This window comes from Marinobacter orientalis, from assembly GCF_004792665.1.
GTDB classification, from domain to species: Bacteria; Pseudomonadota; Gammaproteobacteria; order Pseudomonadales; family Oleiphilaceae; genus Marinobacter; species Marinobacter orientalis.
Map to the genome: position 1 here is coordinate 13,069 of NZ_SRZX01000002.1, position 15,368 is coordinate 28,436.

Below are 15,368 nucleotides of genomic sequence, written 5' to 3' on the forward strand. Positions count from 1 at the left end.
ATATCTGTCTGACCGAATCGATAATCTTTGTATCAGTGTAGACTTTAATTAAAAATTAGTCTACTGGAAGACAGTTCTTGGAAGCCTCAGTCTACATATTTATCGGCCAGTTCGGAGAGGCTTTTGTGTTCGCACTCTTTCTCTGCAAGGAACGAGTCCGATGAGTCGATCAGGATATTGTCGTCACTCATGAAGCGACGACCCAACAGCGCCGGATAGGAAAACTTGCTGCGGTCTGTCAGGGAAAATTCGGTTGTGTGTGAGGTCCCGGCAATACAGAACTCCATATTGACCACGTAACGGTTCTGGGAGGACGCACCCTTGCGTTTGATTTTAACCGTACGTTCAACCGGCAAATTGAATTCCAGGATGACTTCGTCCACCTCTGCCCCGTTGGCATCATCCTGGTCCTTATGGTCAGCCAGCGGTAACTGGAAACTCACCCATTCCTCTTCGCCTTTCCTGAAAGGCTCTACATTAACGGCGTGCAGGGATGACGTTTTGGCACCCGTATCGAGGCGGGCTTTCAGTCGCAGGCCCGTTTCTTCCAGAACAACCCATTCTACAAACCCGAGTGTCTCGGGAACGCTGTTTTGATCAGCCTGTGTTTTGGCCATGACAATTGCAGGGCTTAGCAGAAGCGCTGCAAGAATAAAGGTTATGGGTTTTGACGGCATCACGGGTTCTCTTTGGCAAAGTGTTTGAGTTCGGGAAAGAATCGCAGGAAACGGTGTTCCAGTTCGTCGTTGTGTTCCTCGATTTCTTCAATAATGCCGCTGAAAGCGTTCCTGAAACGGATGCGGCCGGCTACGCGGTCCAGAGCATATCCGATGTTCTCCAACTCCATGTACGAGTGGAACCAGTCGTGACGTACAATCTGTTGGGTCACCCGTTGCATGTGTTCAGGCATCAGTGACGAATGGGCATCCAGTTCCCCGTAGACCTGACTGATAAAGGTATCCGGGTCCAGATGGCTGAATTGCTCCCAGTTTCTTAACAGATAGTGGTCATAAAGGATGTCCAGGGCAACGCCGGCAAAACGCCGCCGCTGGGAGGAAAACAGTTGCTTGCTGGCGATGACCTCAGGGTGGCGATCGGTGAACGCATCCACCGCGCGATGATGGTACAGCCCTGCCCTGACTCTGGCAGGAAGGTCCGCTGGAACGATACCGCGGGCGAAATCCCCGAGCAGGCTTCCGACCCGGGCCTGCGCGGAATCTGGCGAAAGGAAGAGATGGGCAAGGTGGTTCAAACTAACTCCTGCAATAATGGCGGCAGACAGGCGCCTGCCGCCAGAAAACCGGATCCGGAATCGACCGGATCAGAAGCTGAAGGTTATCCCAAGCCCCAGGCCATCAACGGTGGCACCGTTTTTGTCATAGTAACGCATGTATTCAAGGTTGCCAGCCACTTCTGGAGTAAGCTCGACATTGACACCTGCGCCGTATGAGAAGTCGGTTTCATCTTCGGTCGTTGTTCCCAGCACTGATTGTGCCTCCAGTTCGATACGGGTGAAACCGAAAACCAGATAGGGCGTCGCCGGGGATTCATTGGCCAGGTTGAGGGTAGCGTAGCCGCCGAAAAAATTGTCCAGCGAATATTCAACGCCATCAATCCGGTCGTCATCAACGCCAAAGCCTGCCCGGGCTTCCAGTCCGAAATATGGCGATACCAGTCCTCCCACCCTGGCTGAAAGCGCGCCAACATCCACGTCGTCACGGCCGCTTTCAATGTCCATAAAGCTGTAGTTCAGGCCTGCGTACAGGCTGCCACCACCGGATTTGTAGATGTCGGCAGTGGCGGTCTGGGAAACCGCGAGGGTCGAAACAGAGGCAAGGCCTAACATCAGTGCAACTGGCTTCTTCATGATCACTACTCCTTTTGATTTTATAGCCACACTTATAAACGGACAGTGTATCAGCCTGACGATAAACACCCGCCTCAAGATCCCGATTTACGTGGAATTTACAGTGATTTAATTTACCGGTAAGGCCCTGACACAACGGGGGTTCTACCTTGCGAAAGCGCGGGGCCGCCTGTATTCTGTCGCGATCTCTCTGTTCAGCCGGCTTGGGCATCCTTTGAGAAACCTGAACCCCGTCATCTATATCATCAGCGTCATGTTTATACTTCTGAGTATTTTCATGGTGTTGCCAGTGCTTCTTCTGGCAAACTCTCACGCGCCAAACTCCCTTGCGTTTGCCGAGTCTGCAAGTATCTGCTTCGGTGTGGGCCTGCTGGGCATCGTGACCACCTACCGTCAGCCCAGAGACCTCAAGCCCCGGTACATGTTTGTTCTGACGGTATCCAGCTGGTTCATCATTGCCCTTCTATCCTCTATTCCCTTCTATCTCAGTGGCCTGGAGCTGACCGTGGCCGAGGCGGTGTTTGAAGGCACCTCCGGCATCACCACCACTGGTGCAACGGTACTCACGGGCCTGGACACCATGGACAGGGATCTTCTGCTATGGCGCTCGATACTGCAGTGGATCGGGGGCATAGGGATCATCGGTATGTTCGTTGCTGTCATGCCTTTCCTTCGTGTTGGCGGGATGCGGCTGTTCGCGACGGAGTCGTCGGAATGGACGGACAAGGCTTTACCACGGATGAAGACACTCAGCCGCGGCCTGCTTTTCGTCTACGTCGCTTTTACGGCTATTGCAGTGACCACCTATTCGTTCTCCGGAATGAGCCTTTTTGACGCCTTCAACCACGGCCTGACCAGCATCGCCACCGGGGGCTTTTCCACCTCGGATATGTCCATGGGCAAATTCGATTCGAACCTGATTCTGCTACAGGCAACGCTGTTCATGATGATTGGCAGTCTGCCCTTCTTCCTGTTTGTGCGGGAGCTGCACGGCCAGCACGGGGTACTGTTCCGCGACCAGCAGGTGCGTCTGTTCCTGACCATACTGCTGGTCATTCCTGCCTTGCTTACGGTTTATCGCTGGTATGTGGCTCCGGGGGAGTTCGACCCTGTAAACGGTTATGTATCGACTCTGTTCAACGTGACGTCCGTGGTCACCACAACCGGGTATGCCTCCGAGGATTACTCTGCCTGGGGACCTCTGGCTTTTGTGCTTTTCTTCTTCCTGATGTTTGTGGGCGGGTGTTCAGGGTCTACCGCCGGCGGCATGAAAATTTTCCGCTTCCAGCTGTCGCTGATTGTTCTGCGGGAACAGTTAATGCGCCTGCTGCATCCAAGAGCGGTGTTTACCCGCAACTACAACGGCCGCGCTGTGAGTGACGAGATCATCTCGTCAATGATCGCCTACACCTTTATTTTCCTGCTGTGTCTGCTGATCATAACGATTGCGCTGGCAGCGCTGCAGCTCGACTTCATAACCAGTCTGTCCGGAGCCCTGACCGTCCTCACTAACGTGGGCCCCGCGCTCGGTGACACCATTGGTCCGGCCGGCACATTTGCGCCCCTGCCCGAAGCCGCCAAATGGATTCTGTCCGTGGGTATGCTGATGGGACGTCTCGAGATTCTCAGTGTGGTGATTGTTCTTTCGCCGGCGTTCTGGCGCAGTTGATCTCTATTTCAGCCATAGCACGGCAGGGTTCTCCAGGGGCAGATTCAGGCGCTCATCGCACACCCTCAGTCGTGGGGTATAGTGCCCTTCCGGACGTGACGGCACTGAGCATTCGTAAAGGTAGCTGTGGGCGGATCCACTCAGCGGGTGCTGCATTGGCATGGCAGTCACTGTTCTTGGGCCGTATTCAGAGGCCTCGGCCACCAGTTCCACGGCAATTCTCTGTTCATCAATGCCGTCCAGGTAGACCTCTACTGTGTAAGTCTGGTTATCATCTGAACCAGTAACATGAAAAGAGCTGAAGCGCAGGTGTGGCCAGCGCTTTCTCAACTCCCGCTGCTCACCGAGAATTTCTGCCGCCGTCTCCGGGCTTCGCAGCTTCCCCTGTTCCGCCATCGGCAGATAGAACCGCTCCACGTATTCACGAACCATACGGTTAGCTGAATAGGTGGCAGTGAGCCGGTCCATGCTGGCGCGGATCTGCTGTAACCATTTGCGCGGCAGGCCTTGCCTGTCCACATCGTAGAAACCGGGAATCACCTGGTGCTCCAGCAAATCAAACAGTTCCCGTGAGTCCGCAAGATCATGCTCGTTCGAACTGCGCAGTTCCTCGAAAGTGGCGCCAGGGCGAATGGCCCAACCCACGTCAGCATTCCAGGCCTCTGCCCACCAACCATCGTATTGGGACAGGTTGAGTCCGCCATTGACCAGCACTTTCATGCCGCTGGTGCCGCAGGCTTCCCATGGGTGGCGGGGGGAATTCAGCCAGACATCCACACCCTGGATCAGCTGGCTGGCCACGCCCAGATCGTAGTCTTCGATAAAAACCACTTTGCCTTCCACATCCGGGCGCCTTGAAAAGGCCTTCCATCGCCGGATGATCTCCTTACCCCGGTGGTCATAAGGGTGGGCCTTGCCTGCAAGGACGATCTGTAATGGCTGGTCGCGGCTTGCCAACAGCCTGAGCAAACGCTCCTGGTCCTTCAGCAGCAGGTCGGGCCGTTTGTACTCTGTGAAACGCCTGGCAAAACCGAGCGTCAGCGTTTCATGATCCAGCAATAACCCACAGGCGGCCGCGTGATTGTTGGCCGGGTTCTGCTCGCAATGCTGGCCTGAAAGCCGTCGGCGGAGGTAATGGATCAGCCGGTTGCGCTGCAGCCGCCTCATTTCCCACAAGTCGTCATCAGATACTGCCGACATCGGGCAGGAGAGCTGTAACGGATGGCGCCATCGATCTTTGCCACAGGCCCGTGTCCAGACAGCATCCGATTCCGGTGAATCCCAGCTCGGCGTGTGTACCCCATTGGTCACGAAGTCAGTTGGAATATCCTCGGCCGGCCAGCGCGGGAAAAACGGCTGAAAAATTCTTTGCGAAGCTTTTTGATGGATGCGGCTGACGCCGTTGATCCGACCGCTCATATTCAGTGCAAGCAGGGCCATATTCAGGCATTGTCCGTCAGCATCAACTCCGGCTATGGCGCTCTCACTACCCAGGTTGACCAATTGCTCAGTGGTCAGGTCCCAGGCTTCCAGCCAGGGGGCCAGGTAGAGCCGCAGGAGGGACCGCGGAAAATGATCGAACCCGGAGGCCACCGAAGTATGGGTAGTGAACAGGTTGGTCGCACGGGTCGCTGTACGGGCAGTCTCAAAATCTGTCTGGTGTTCCTGCTGCCAGCTGAGTGCCCGCTCAATGAGCGCCAGCGCACAATGTCCTTCGTTGAGGTGGCATACGGTCGGATTAATGCGCAGTTGGCTTAACAAACGCCAGCCACCGATCCCCAGCACCATTTCCTGTTGCAGTCGTTTTTCAGGGTCACCGGTATACAGTTCGCTGGTGATTCCCCGGTCGCCGGGTTCATTGCGTGGGTCATTACTATCAAGCAGTAACAGCTGGCAACGGCCCACCTGGGCTTTCCATGCCCTCAGTCGCACGCTTCGGCCCGGAAACGGGACAACCACCCTCACCCATTGGCCGTCCACGTCCCGTAACGGCGAAACAGGTAACATCGTTGGATCATTGTAGGGGTAGAATTCAAGCTGCTCGCCATCGTTGCTGATGGCCTGGCGGAAATAGCCTTGTTGGTAGAGCAGTCCCACTGCCGTTACCGGCACGCCCAGATCACTGGCGGCCTTGAGGTAATCCCCGGCAAGAACCCCCAGCCCGCCGCTGTACAGGGGTAGAGATTCACTGATGCCGTATTCCATGCAGAAATAGGCGACGCCCTGGCCCAGATCGCCGGTGCAATCGTCTGAATACCAGGTGTTGGCATGAACAAACTGGTGATGGGCTGCGACCTGTTCTCGGTAGCGTTCCTGAAAGGATGGCTCTTCAGCGAGCTCTTCCAGCCTGTCCCAGGACACACTGTTCAGCACCAGCCAGGCATTGCGGGTGGTTTCCCAGGTCTCTTCGTCCAGCGCCCGCCACAGCTCGTCGCTGCCGTGATGCCAGGTCCACCGCAGATCCAGTGCCAGCTGGAACAGCCCGCTCAGGGCCTCAGGCAGGGATCGCGGTGAGTAGGCTGCCAGCGTCACAAATCAACTCCGATCATGCCCGCGAAGGCATCAACGAGCGGTGTAACCGCCATCAATGACCAGTTCGCTGCCGGTCATAAACTTTGACTCATCCGAGGCAAGGTACACTGCGCCCCAGGCAATATCGTCGGGTTCCCCCATATGGCCGACCGGATGAAGAGCGGCTGTGGCTTTCCTTGCTTCCTCAGGATCCTGGCCGGTTGTCTTGAGGTGGCCTTCGACCAGTGGTGTCCAGATAAACCCGGGATGAATGGAGTTGACGCGAATGTTTTCGGTGGCATACATCATGGCATCGGTTTTGGACATCAGCCGCACCGCGCCTTTGGATGCGTGGTAGGGAGGAATGTCCGGGGCGCTGACAATACCGTAGATGGATGACAGGTTGATAATGCTGCCAACACCGGCCTTTTTCATATGGGGGATAGCGTGTTTGGTGCAGAAAAACACGCCCTTCACATTCACGTTCTGCACCTCATCCCACTCTTCTTCGGTAAGTTCGTGGGTGGGTTTGTTCGCCCCCGCGATGCCGGCATTGTTAACCAGCACGGTCAGGCCGCCGAAGGTATCAGCAACCTCGTCCAGTACCTGCTTGACCTGGTGCTCGCTGCTGACATCACAATGCCAGTAGCCGGCCTTGAGACCGCGATCCTTGAGCTCGCTGGCAAGGGCCTCGCCCTTCTGGTCCTGACAGTCAAGAATGGCAACGGCTGCGCCCTCTTCTGCCATGCGGGTTGCGGTGGCGGCTCCGATTCCCACCCCGCCGCCTGTTACGACGGCAACCTTACCTTTGAGTCGTTCCATAAAGACCCTCCCTGAGATTTTCGTTGGCTTGCTGGCGAACGGGGAAATGGCTCGTCAATCTGTGGTGTTGTTTAAGCCATTCGAGCAGTGAAAGTATGGTGAAACTGTCGTTTTCAACTCCATCGAAATCGATGCCAATCCCATTTTCCGACTTGCGGACAACAAGACCTTTAAGCTGGCGAAACTGCTTTTCCTGTTTGTCAGGAAAGTGGAACTCGATATCCAGGGCCTGGTTCAGCTGAACGTCGGTATAGTCCGTGACAATAAAGAGGCCCCGGTTTGATGCATTCCGGATCTGACCGGTTGCCACCGGCATTCCGCGCTTACAAACCAGCACGCCAAGCTTCCCGTTTGTGCGTTTACTCAGTCTGTGTTCCATGTTTCCTCCGTGATTCCGTAAGTCCGTCAATTTCTGACACTGTCTGTACGGTATCGCACATAGAGCAACGGCTTTTTGATGTTGATCAAAAAATCACCTGAGTTCAGGGCATGCGACCATGTCGTTGCACGGATTCCTGAATTTTTTCAGACAGTCCTTGCCAGCAAAGATTCCAGTCCAGTTGCCACACCCAGTTGTTCACCACAGTTCCCGGCGTGTTGAATCTTGCCTCTGATCCAAGCCCCATGAAATCCTGCATGGGGACCATAGCCAGGCAGCAGACCGAACGTAAAGCGGCTTCTATTACCGGCCAGGGCATGTCCTCCTCCCCTGACACGCCCAGGTAAGCATTGACGTAGCGCCGGGTAGTATCGTCAAGGCTCTGGTACCAGCCAAGCGTGGTGTCGTTATCGTGGGTTCCGGTGTACACCAGGTCCCTGCCATGGTGGTTGTGTAACAGGTGGGGGTTATCCGGACTGCCGTCAAAGCCGAATTGCATCACTACCATTCCCGGCAGCCGGAAGCGTTTACGCAGTTCTTCCACTCCGTCGCTGATCATGCCCAGGTTTTCTGCAACCAGTGGCAAGTCCGGAAATCGGTTGAAGCAGGCCTCAAGAAAATCATCCCCCGGGCCCGGCACCCAATAGCCGTTTATGGGCTCCGGTGTTTCTCCGGGAATCTCCCAATAGGCCTCCAGTCCCCGGAAATGATCGATGCGGATCAGATCAAACAGGTGGCGCTGGCTTTCGAGCCGCTCCAGCCACCACTGATAGCCGTCCCGGGCCATCGCCTCCCAGTTGTAAAGCGGGTTTCCCCAGTGCTGGCCATGGGGAGAAAAATAATCCGGTGGAACCCCGGCAACCACCGTGGGCTCGCCCCGTTGATCAAGCTTGAACAGATGCCGGTTGGCCCAGACATCGGCGCTGTCGTGGGCAATAAAGATGGGGATGTCGCCGAACAGTAATACCTCTCTTTGCCGGGCATAATCTCGCAGAGCCTGCCACTGGTGATGGAACATAAACTGCTCAAACCGGATCCGGGCAAGGCGTTCCGGGTTCTGTTCAATAAAGTCCTGAAGTGCGACGGTGTTCCGGTCCCTCAGGGTACCGGGCCACTGAACCCAGCCGGATAACCCCTGAACTTCCCGGATCGCGCAGAACAGGCAGAAGTCATCCAGCCAGTAGTCATTGGCTTCGCCGAAGCGTTGATAGCCGGCCTGGTCGAGGCCTTTCAGGCCCCCGGCACTGTTATCGAAAAATCGTTCCGCAGCGAGGGTCAGCAGGCGCTGGCGCGTCCCGGGTGCGCTTTGTGACAGTTCCCGGGTTGCCAGCAGGCCAGCCTCAACCAGTTCCAGCAGATCGATGAAATCCGGGTTGCCGGCGTGAGCGCTCAGGGACTGATAGGGAGAAAGATCCCGGTGAGTGGGCCCCAGCGGCAGCGTCTGCCAGATACTCAGGCCGCTGTCCGCCATAAAATCGACAAAGGTGCGGGCGCTTGCACCGAGAACACCCCAGTCTGCCGGCAGGCAGGTCGGGTGCAGTAAAACTCCGGCCCGGCGTGTATTGAACAGATCACCGGAGCTGCCGCCAGTCATGCCGGCTTATCCGCTTCGTGGCCGGGCCTCATGGCACCGCCGCGCGCCGGTTCGCCGCTGCCCTGGCTCAACTGCTGGAATACCGAGGCTGGCGCAGGATACCCGATCTTCTCGTACAGGTTCACCAGATGTCGGCGGTAAAGATGTTCAAAATCGCTGACGATCTGGGCCGGGTTGTAGTCTCCGAACCACCAGAACCAGTCGGATCCCTCGCACACCGCCAGTTGTTCCCGCGCAGACTCTTTCCGTTCCGCACTGAGGCTGCCGTTATCCATCACCCGGTCGTAGTGGGTCTTTGCCTCACAGAGCAGATCCCAGGCGCGGTTCTTGTCCGGGTCGCCTATCCAGGTGGAGAAGGTTCCGTAAATCCAGCTGCCGGCCACCAGATGAGGTAGCTGCGTCGGTTCGGCCGGCGGCTGTGCCACCAGATCGCTGTAGGTGGTCAGTTCAAGTCCGGGGTGGTGAGCAAGTACCCGGTAAAGCTCGTCCAGAAAGTGGAAACCATTCTCCGGGTAGTATTCCCAGGCATTCTCGCCGTCCATGATCACGGAAATGACCGGAAAGGACTTGTCTTTGGCCTCGCTGGCGATGTTTTCCATGTGATAGACCAGATCACCCACGGCATCCTCGGCGTGCCAGTCGGCGTAGGTAAAGCCGATGAGATCAGACAGACCATCATCGCGGAAGAAAACGCTTACTGCAGAATCACCAAACGTGTATGGCTGATGAATTCCGCTGTCGGGCAGATCGGGATTCTGTTCCCGGGCCTGGTTGAGGCTGTTATGAATCACTGAATCACCACTGGCGGTCCAGCGGAAGTCCTGGTCATCCAGTAACGCCAGTGTGGCCTGGCTGAGGCCGCCTTCGGAAGCCCAGCACCCGGCAGGCTCAATGCCAAAAAAGCGCTGGAAGACCGTCTTCGCACGCTGGAGCTGCCAGCCAGCACGGGCCTCACCGCCGGGATAATGGCTGTGAGCCGGTAAGGCGATATCCGGCATTGCCTCCCGCGCGGATTCCAGTTCCAGCAGCAGCGGCAGCATGGCGTGGGTATAGGGGCTGACGGAGAGCTCTACCTGGCCTTTCTGGGCCAGGTGCCGGTATCGTGGCCCGATACCGGACAACACCTCGAAAATAACATCCAGCAGGGCACGGCGGTCGTCCATGGTGAAGTTATAGCCTTTCTCCTGAAGGCTCTGAACGCAAAGGTTTTCACGGCGTATGGTTTCACCCATCCAGCCCAGGTGATACCAGACCAGTAGATCCGACAGGAAGCGGCTGGAGATGTATCGCTGCAGTTCCGGTTTCTGTCGGTAGACATCAGCAAGTTCTGCCAGCCGTGCATACGCCGGATAGCGCCTGATAATGCGCTCCGGGTTGGCCCGCAGGCATTTTTCCATCAGGCTCAGAAAAGCCGGTGAGCCGGCCTCCGGCAGCTCATCCGCCACCAGGGCGGCAAGCAGTGGATCACCGATTTGCCCTGCGCCATAGCGCCAGTGCTCGATCTGAACCAGATAGGTTTCAATCTGCTCAAGCAGAATCGGCGCGAAGTTGACCACCGCCCTTGCCCCGGATTCCTTCTCCAGATGGGCCGCCATATCGCTGTAATCCTTGATGGTGTGCAGATACACCCAGGGAAACAGGAAGTGGCCCGTACTCATGTCCTGATAGGAAGGCTGGTGCATGTGCCAGCATAGTACGACCGGTGTTCTGGCGTCAGAGGCCATGAGGGTAATCCTGCCCGAGCATCTCGGGGGTGATCAGCACAATACCTTTGGGAGAAACACGGAACCGCTTGCGGTCTGCCTCCTCATCGAACCCGATCTGTGAACCCTCCGGAATACGGCAGCCACGGTCAATCAGTGCATTGCGGATCCGGCAGTGGCGGCCAATCTCGACATCCGGATAGATGACCGAGTCTGATACCTCACTGAAAGAATGTACCTTGACCTGCGAGAACAGCAGGGAACGTCTCACTATGGAACCCGAGACAATACAGCCTCCAGCGACCATGGAGTCCACCGCCATGCCTCGCCGGTTGCCGTCATCGAACACAAACTTGGCAGGCGGCAGTTGCTCCTGGCAAGTCCATATCGGCCAGTGGTAATCGTAGAGATTGACTTCAGGATTGACCCCGATCAGTTCCAGGTTGGCCAGCCACAAGGCATCGATGGTGCCCACATCCCGCCAGTAGGCAGGCTTGTCCTGAACCGGATCGCGGAATGGAAACGCCACCACCCGCAGGCGGCTGATCACAGACGGAATAATATCCTTGCCGAAATCGTGGGACGATTCGCCATCCAGCCTGCTATCACGTTTCAGTTCATCGAAAAGCACCCGGGTGCTGAATACATAGATGCCCATGGACGCTAACGCCGTGCCGGGCTTGCCCGGCATGTGCTTCGGGTTCTCCGGTTTTTCGAGGAATTCTGTAACGTTGAGCTCATCGTCTACCGACATGACCCCGAATGCCGTTGCCTCCTCGACCGGAACCTCAATGCAGCCGACGGTGATATCGGCTTCACTTTCAACATGGGCGGCCAGCATGGTTCCATAGTCCATCTTGTAGATATGGTCGCCGGCCAGGACCAGCACGTATTCCGGATTGTGGCTGCGGATAATATCGAGATTCTGCAGTACCGCGTCCGCGGTGCCTTCGTACCAGGAGGTCTCGATGCGCTGCTGCGCCGGCCACAACTCGACAAATTCGTTCAGTTCACCGCGCATGAAGCCCCAGCCCCGCTGAATGTGCCGGATCAGCGAGTGGGATTTGTACTGGGTGATCACACCGACCTGACCGATGCCGGAATTGATGCAATTCGACAGTGGAAAATCGATGATACGGAACTTGCCACCAAACGGAACCGCGGGCTTGGCACGCCAATCGGTAAGTTCATGCAGGCGCGAGCCCCGGCCTCCTGCAAGCACCAGGGCAAGAGTCTGGCGAGTAAGACGACTGACATAACGTTTGGCTGTATCCATAACTGTTTCCCTCGAAAAACTTCCCTGAGCCCGGTTATCCAACCGCAGGGAATTCCATGAATTTGACGTCTTTATCCATCTTAGAACACTATCACGGAATTATGACGTAAGATTGCCATGGGTCATTTTTAAAATAGGCCCTGTCGTGTTCAATAGATAAACGTTTCACCGGATCAGGAAAGCAAGGTCTATGGATAGCCCAACGCTCAGCGATTACGACCTTCATCTCTTTGCCGAAGGCCGGCATTGGCACATTTACAATGTTCTTGGCGCCCACGTCTGCAAAAGCCAGGCTACCGAGGGCGTTCGATTTGCGGTCTGGGCTCCGCACGCCCGGGTGGTCAGTGTTGTTGGAGATTTCAATGGCTGGGATCCCGACGCCCATCCCATGAGCCCCCATGACAGCACCGGCGTCTGGTCGTGCTTTATTCCGGGCATCGGCAGTGGAAACCTCTACAAGTTCTCGATCACCACCGAGGCAGGCGAGCAGCTGTTGAAAACCGACCCCTATGGCCAGGCCTTTGAGCTGAGACCCGCTACGGCCGCGATAGTGACCGAGCGCGGTCATTTCTGCTGGGGCGATGGTGACTGGCTGGCCCGGCGTGGCCGTTGGAACTGGCAGCAATCCCCCATTTCGATTTATGAGGTCCATGCCGCTTCCTGGCGCCACCATGGCTCCGGGCGATGGCTGACCTATCGCGAGCTTGCTGACCAGCTGATTCCCTACGTGACCGAGCTGGGCTTCACCCACATTGAGCTGTTGCCGTTGACCGAGCACCCACTGGACGAATCCTGGGGCTATCAGACCACCGGCTACTACGCTCCGACCAGCCGCTTCGGTACACCGGACGACCTGCGCTATCTGGTGGACCAGTGCCACCGGAACAATATTGGCGTTATCCTCGACTGGGTTCCGGGGCACTTCCCCACTGATGAGCACGCCCTCGCCCGCTTCGATGGCAGTGCCCTGTACGAGCACGAAGATCCCCGCCAGGGCCGCCACCAGGACTGGGGCACCCTGATCTATAATTATGGCCGCCATGAAGTCCGCAACTTTCTGATCGGCAGCGCCCTGTTCTGGCTGGAGGCATTCCATATCGATGGTTTGCGCGTGGATGCTGTTGCGTCGATGCTCTACCTGAACTATTCCCGCAAGGAAGGCGAATGGCTGCCCAACATCCATGGTGGCAATGAAAACCTCGAAGCTATCGACTTTCTCAGGGAACTGAACCGCGTCTGCCAGAGTCGTTTCCCGGGAACTCTGGTCTGCGCGGAAGAGTCCACCTCCTGGCCCCAGGTCACCCGCCCGCCGGAAATCGGCGGCCTCGGCTTCAATCTGAAATGGAACATGGGCTGGATGCACGACACCCTGGATTACCTGCAGCAGGATCCGGTATACCGCCAATACCACCACGACAAACTGACCTTTGGCCTGGTCTACGCATTTACCGAGAATTTCCTGCTGCCGTTGTCCCACGATGAGGTTGTGCACGGCAAAGGCAGCCTGATCAACAAGATGACCGGGGACGAGTGGCAGCAGCGCGCTTCCTTACGTACGCTGCTGACCTATATGTATGCTTATCCCGGTGCCAAGCTGCTGTTCATGGGCGGCGAGTTTGGCCAGCGCCGGGAATGGAGTGAAGCCCGCGAGCTGGACTGGTCGCTGTTGGCCTATCCTGAGCACGAGGGCATCAAACGCCTGGTGCAGGACCTCAACGGTCTTTATCGCCGGGAAGTGTCGTTGCACGGCGACTGTTTCCGGCCCCAGGGGTTCGAGTGGATTGACTGCCATGACTCGCCCCAGTCCGTTATCAGCTTCCTGCGCATCGCTAACGGCGAAGCCACGGTAATTGTGGTCAATTTCACTCCGATGCCCCGCCATAACTATCGGATCGGATTACCCGAGGGCGGCACCTGGCGGGAAATTTTCAATTCGGATTCCGAGTACTATGGCGGCAGCAACCTGGGCAATCCCTTGCCCATGCCGGCGGACGAACAACCCTGGATGAACCGGGACTGGTCGCTGGAACTGACTCTGCCACCACTGGGCGCGATTATGCTGAGGCCAGCTCCATGACCCGGGTATTATTCGCCACCAGTGAAGTCTACCCACTGGTGAAAACCGGTGGTCTCGCAGATGTGTCTGCCAGCCTGCCGGAAGCACTTTGCAGGCTGAATTACGATGTCCACATTCTGCTGCCGGGCTATCCCGATGCAATCAAGGCCGCCAGGGCTGCCGGTTCCCGTCGAAAATGCCGGTTCCGGATCGGGCAATACGAGGTCAGCCTCTGGCGGACCCGGCTTCCCGGCACCGCGGTCACTCTCTGGCTGGTGGATTGTCCGCCGCTGTTTGACAGGCCCGGCAATCCCTATCAAAACGAAAAAGGACAGGACTGGTGGGATAACGCCCACCGGTTTGAGTTGTTTGCCAAAGTCGGCGCCATGATGGCCACGGGTGAAGTGGGGCTGAACTGGCGGCCGGACCTGGTGCACTGCAACGACTGGCAGACCGGGCTTATTCCGGTGTTTCTCGAGCACTGCCCCCAGCGGCCAGGCACCGTGTTTACCATCCACAACCTCGCTTACCAGGGCCTGTTCTCCCACGAAACCTTCCGTGCCCTGGGATTGCCGGATTCACTCTGGCACTGGGACCAGCTGGAATTCCATGGTCAGCTGTCCTTTATCAAAGGCGGTCTTGTTTTCAGCGATCGCATTACCACTGTCAGCCCCGGGTATGCGCGGGAGATCCAGACGCCGGAATTCGGTAACGGTCTTGATGGTTTGCTCAGGCACCGGCAATCCCGGTTGACAGGCATACTCAACGGCATTGATACCCGGGTCTGGAACCCGGAAGATGACCCCGAACTTGCATTTCATTACGGGCCCGGTCACCTGAAGAACAAGGCCCAGTGCCAGGCTCATTTGCAGCGGGAACTTGGCCTTGAAGTCAACGGTGGCCCGTTATTGGGCTTTATTGGCCGCCTGGTTGGGCAAAAAGGTGTCGACTGGCTGATTGAAGTGATGCCCGAGTTGCTGGAACGGGGATGCCAGTTTGTCCTCCTCGGTTCCGGTGAGGCAGGCTACCACGAAACTTTAATGGAACTGGCGCGGCAATGGCCTGGACAGATGTCCCTGACAATTGGGTACGACGAGGGGCTTTCCCACCGGATTACCGCCGGATGTGATATGTTCCTGATGCCCTCCCGGTTCGAGCCTTGCGGGCTCAACCAGATGTACAGCCTGCGCTATGGCACGGTGCCCGTGGTTCATGCAGTTGGCGGACTTTCCGACACAGTGCAGGATCCGGAAGAGGCAGGTCTCATCAAGGCCAACGGCTTCCGCTTCAGCGAAGCCAGTGCCCAGGCACTGCTTGCGGCCGTAACCCGCGCTCTGGGCTATTTCAGGAGTCGCAAGCAATGGCGCCGGCTGCAGGAAAACGGAATGGCAGCGGATTATTCCTGGAAACAGCGGGCCCACGACTACAGCGATCTTTACCAGAGCATTCTCAAAGAGCGCGAAACCTAACAGCTGGATCAGTACGAGCGCC

The 15,368-nt window shown here is 57.0% G+C and carries 12 protein-coding genes; 3 read left to right on the forward strand and 9 right to left on the reverse strand.

The genetic code is table 11. The annotated features are described in order from the left end of the window. Positions 1 to 86: 86 nt before the first annotated feature. The 3 genes from DIT72_RS08375 to DIT72_RS08385 form a co-directional block, all read right to left on the reverse strand. Positions 87 to 677 (reverse strand): ATP-dependent zinc protease family protein, encoded by a 591-nt coding sequence (locus tag DIT72_RS08375; RefSeq protein WP_135954793.1) that lies wholly within the window; start codon positions 675 to 677, stop codon positions 87 to 89. Further along, the gene (locus tag DIT72_RS08380; RefSeq protein ID WP_135954794.1) at positions 677 to 1,252 is read right to left on the reverse strand and encodes an acyl carrier protein phosphodiesterase; all 576 of its coding nucleotides are present in this window, start codon (positions 1,250 to 1,252) and stop codon (positions 677 to 679) included. The genes DIT72_RS08375 and DIT72_RS08380 overlap by 1 nt, the downstream gene beginning before the upstream one ends. 69 nt (positions 1,253 to 1,321) lie before the next feature. Further along, on the reverse strand, positions 1,322 to 1,867 hold the full coding sequence (locus DIT72_RS08385; protein WP_135954795.1) for a porin family protein: 546 nt from the start codon (positions 1,865 to 1,867) through the stop codon (positions 1,322 to 1,324). A gap of 253 nt (positions 1,868 to 2,120) precedes the next feature. On the opposite strand from DIT72_RS08385, the gene DIT72_RS08390 reads away from it, so the two are divergent. Then, the gene (locus DIT72_RS08390; RefSeq protein ID WP_135955147.1) at positions 2,121 to 3,536 is read left to right on the forward strand and encodes a TrkH family potassium uptake protein; all 1,416 of its coding nucleotides are present in this window, start codon (positions 2,121 to 2,123) and stop codon (positions 3,534 to 3,536) included. A gap of 3 nt (positions 3,537 to 3,539) precedes the next feature. On the opposite strand, the gene glgP is transcribed toward DIT72_RS08390, so the two are convergent. The 6 genes from glgP to glgC all read right to left on the reverse strand — a co-directional run bounded on the left by glgP (position 3,540) and on the right by glgC (position 11,821). After that, positions 3,540 to 6,068: an alpha-glucan family phosphorylase gene (gene glgP / locus DIT72_RS08395; protein WP_135954796.1), complete on the reverse strand. Its 2,529-nt coding sequence runs from the start codon at positions 6,066 to 6,068 to the stop codon at positions 3,540 to 3,542. 30 nt (positions 6,069 to 6,098) lie between these two features. After that, positions 6,099 to 6,869, reverse strand: a complete 771-nt coding sequence (locus DIT72_RS08400) for an SDR family NAD(P)-dependent oxidoreductase (protein ID WP_135954797.1) — start codon at positions 6,867 to 6,869, stop codon at positions 6,099 to 6,101. Further along, the gene (locus DIT72_RS08405; RefSeq protein WP_135954798.1) at positions 6,850 to 7,248 is read right to left on the reverse strand and encodes a PilZ domain-containing protein; all 399 of its coding nucleotides are present in this window, start codon (positions 7,246 to 7,248) and stop codon (positions 6,850 to 6,852) included. Before DIT72_RS08405 ends, DIT72_RS08400 begins: the two co-directional genes overlap by 20 nt. 103 nt (positions 7,249 to 7,351) lie before the next feature. Then, positions 7,352 to 8,842 carry a 4-alpha-glucanotransferase gene (gene malQ / locus DIT72_RS08410; protein WP_135954799.1) on the reverse strand — a complete coding sequence of 497 codons (1,491 nt, stop codon included), beginning with the start codon at positions 8,840 to 8,842 and terminating at the stop codon, positions 7,352 to 7,354. Continuing rightward, entirely contained in the window at positions 8,839 to 10,566 is a 1,728-nt protein-coding gene (locus DIT72_RS08415; RefSeq protein WP_135954800.1) for a glycoside hydrolase family 57 protein, read from the reverse strand. Before DIT72_RS08415 ends, malQ begins: the two co-directional genes overlap by 4 nt. Then, positions 10,556 to 11,821 carry a glucose-1-phosphate adenylyltransferase gene (glgC, locus tag DIT72_RS08420; RefSeq protein WP_135954801.1) on the reverse strand — a complete coding sequence of 422 codons (1,266 nt, stop codon included), beginning with the start codon at positions 11,819 to 11,821 and terminating at the stop codon, positions 10,556 to 10,558. The genes DIT72_RS08415 and glgC overlap by 11 nt, the downstream gene beginning before the upstream one ends. Positions 11,822 to 12,011: 190 nt before the next feature. On the opposite strand from glgC, the gene glgB reads away from it, so the two are divergent. Continuing rightward, on the forward strand, positions 12,012 to 13,898 hold the full coding sequence (gene glgB / locus DIT72_RS08425; RefSeq protein WP_135954802.1) for a 1,4-alpha-glucan branching protein GlgB: 1,887 nt from the start codon (positions 12,012 to 12,014) through the stop codon (positions 13,896 to 13,898). Continuing rightward, entirely contained in the window at positions 13,895 to 15,346 is a 1,452-nt protein-coding gene (glgA, locus tag DIT72_RS08430) for a glycogen synthase GlgA (RefSeq protein ID WP_135954803.1), read from the forward strand. Before glgB ends, glgA begins: the two co-directional genes overlap by 4 nt. The last annotated feature ends 22 nt before the right edge of the window (positions 15,347 to 15,368 follow it).

Bases quoted from the DNA above. Each gene is read 5' to 3' on its own strand.
- DIT72_RS08375 (WP_135954793.1), bottom strand. From the start codon at position 677: ATGCCGTCAAAACCCATAACCTTTATTCTTGCAGCGCTTCTGCTAAGC.
- DIT72_RS08385 (WP_135954795.1), bottom strand. From the start codon at position 1,867: ATGAAGAAGCCAGTTGCACTGATGTTAGGCCTTGCCTCTGTTTCGACC.
- DIT72_RS08390 (WP_135955147.1), top strand. From the start codon at position 2,121: ATGTTTATACTTCTGAGTATTTTCATGGTGTTGCCAGTGCTTCTTCTG.
- DIT72_RS08400 (WP_135954797.1), bottom strand. From the start codon at position 6,869: ATGGAACGACTCAAAGGTAAGGTTGCCGTCGTAACAGGCGGCGGGGTG.
- DIT72_RS08405 (WP_135954798.1), bottom strand. From the start codon at position 7,248: ATGGAACACAGACTGAGTAAACGCACAAACGGGAAGCTTGGCGTGCTG.
- malQ (WP_135954799.1), bottom strand. From the start codon at position 8,842: ATGACTGGCGGCAGCTCCGGTGATCTGTTCAATACACGCCGGGCCGGA.
- DIT72_RS08415 (WP_135954800.1), bottom strand. From the start codon at position 10,566: ATGGCCTCTGACGCCAGAACACCGGTCGTACTATGCTGGCACATGCAC.
- glgC (WP_135954801.1), bottom strand. From the start codon at position 11,821: ATGGATACAGCCAAACGTTATGTCAGTCGTCTTACTCGCCAGACTCTT.
- glgB (WP_135954802.1), top strand. From the start codon at position 12,012: ATGGATAGCCCAACGCTCAGCGATTACGACCTTCATCTCTTTGCCGAA.
- glgA (WP_135954803.1), top strand. From the start codon at position 13,895: ATGACCCGGGTATTATTCGCCACCAGTGAAGTCTACCCACTGGTGAAA.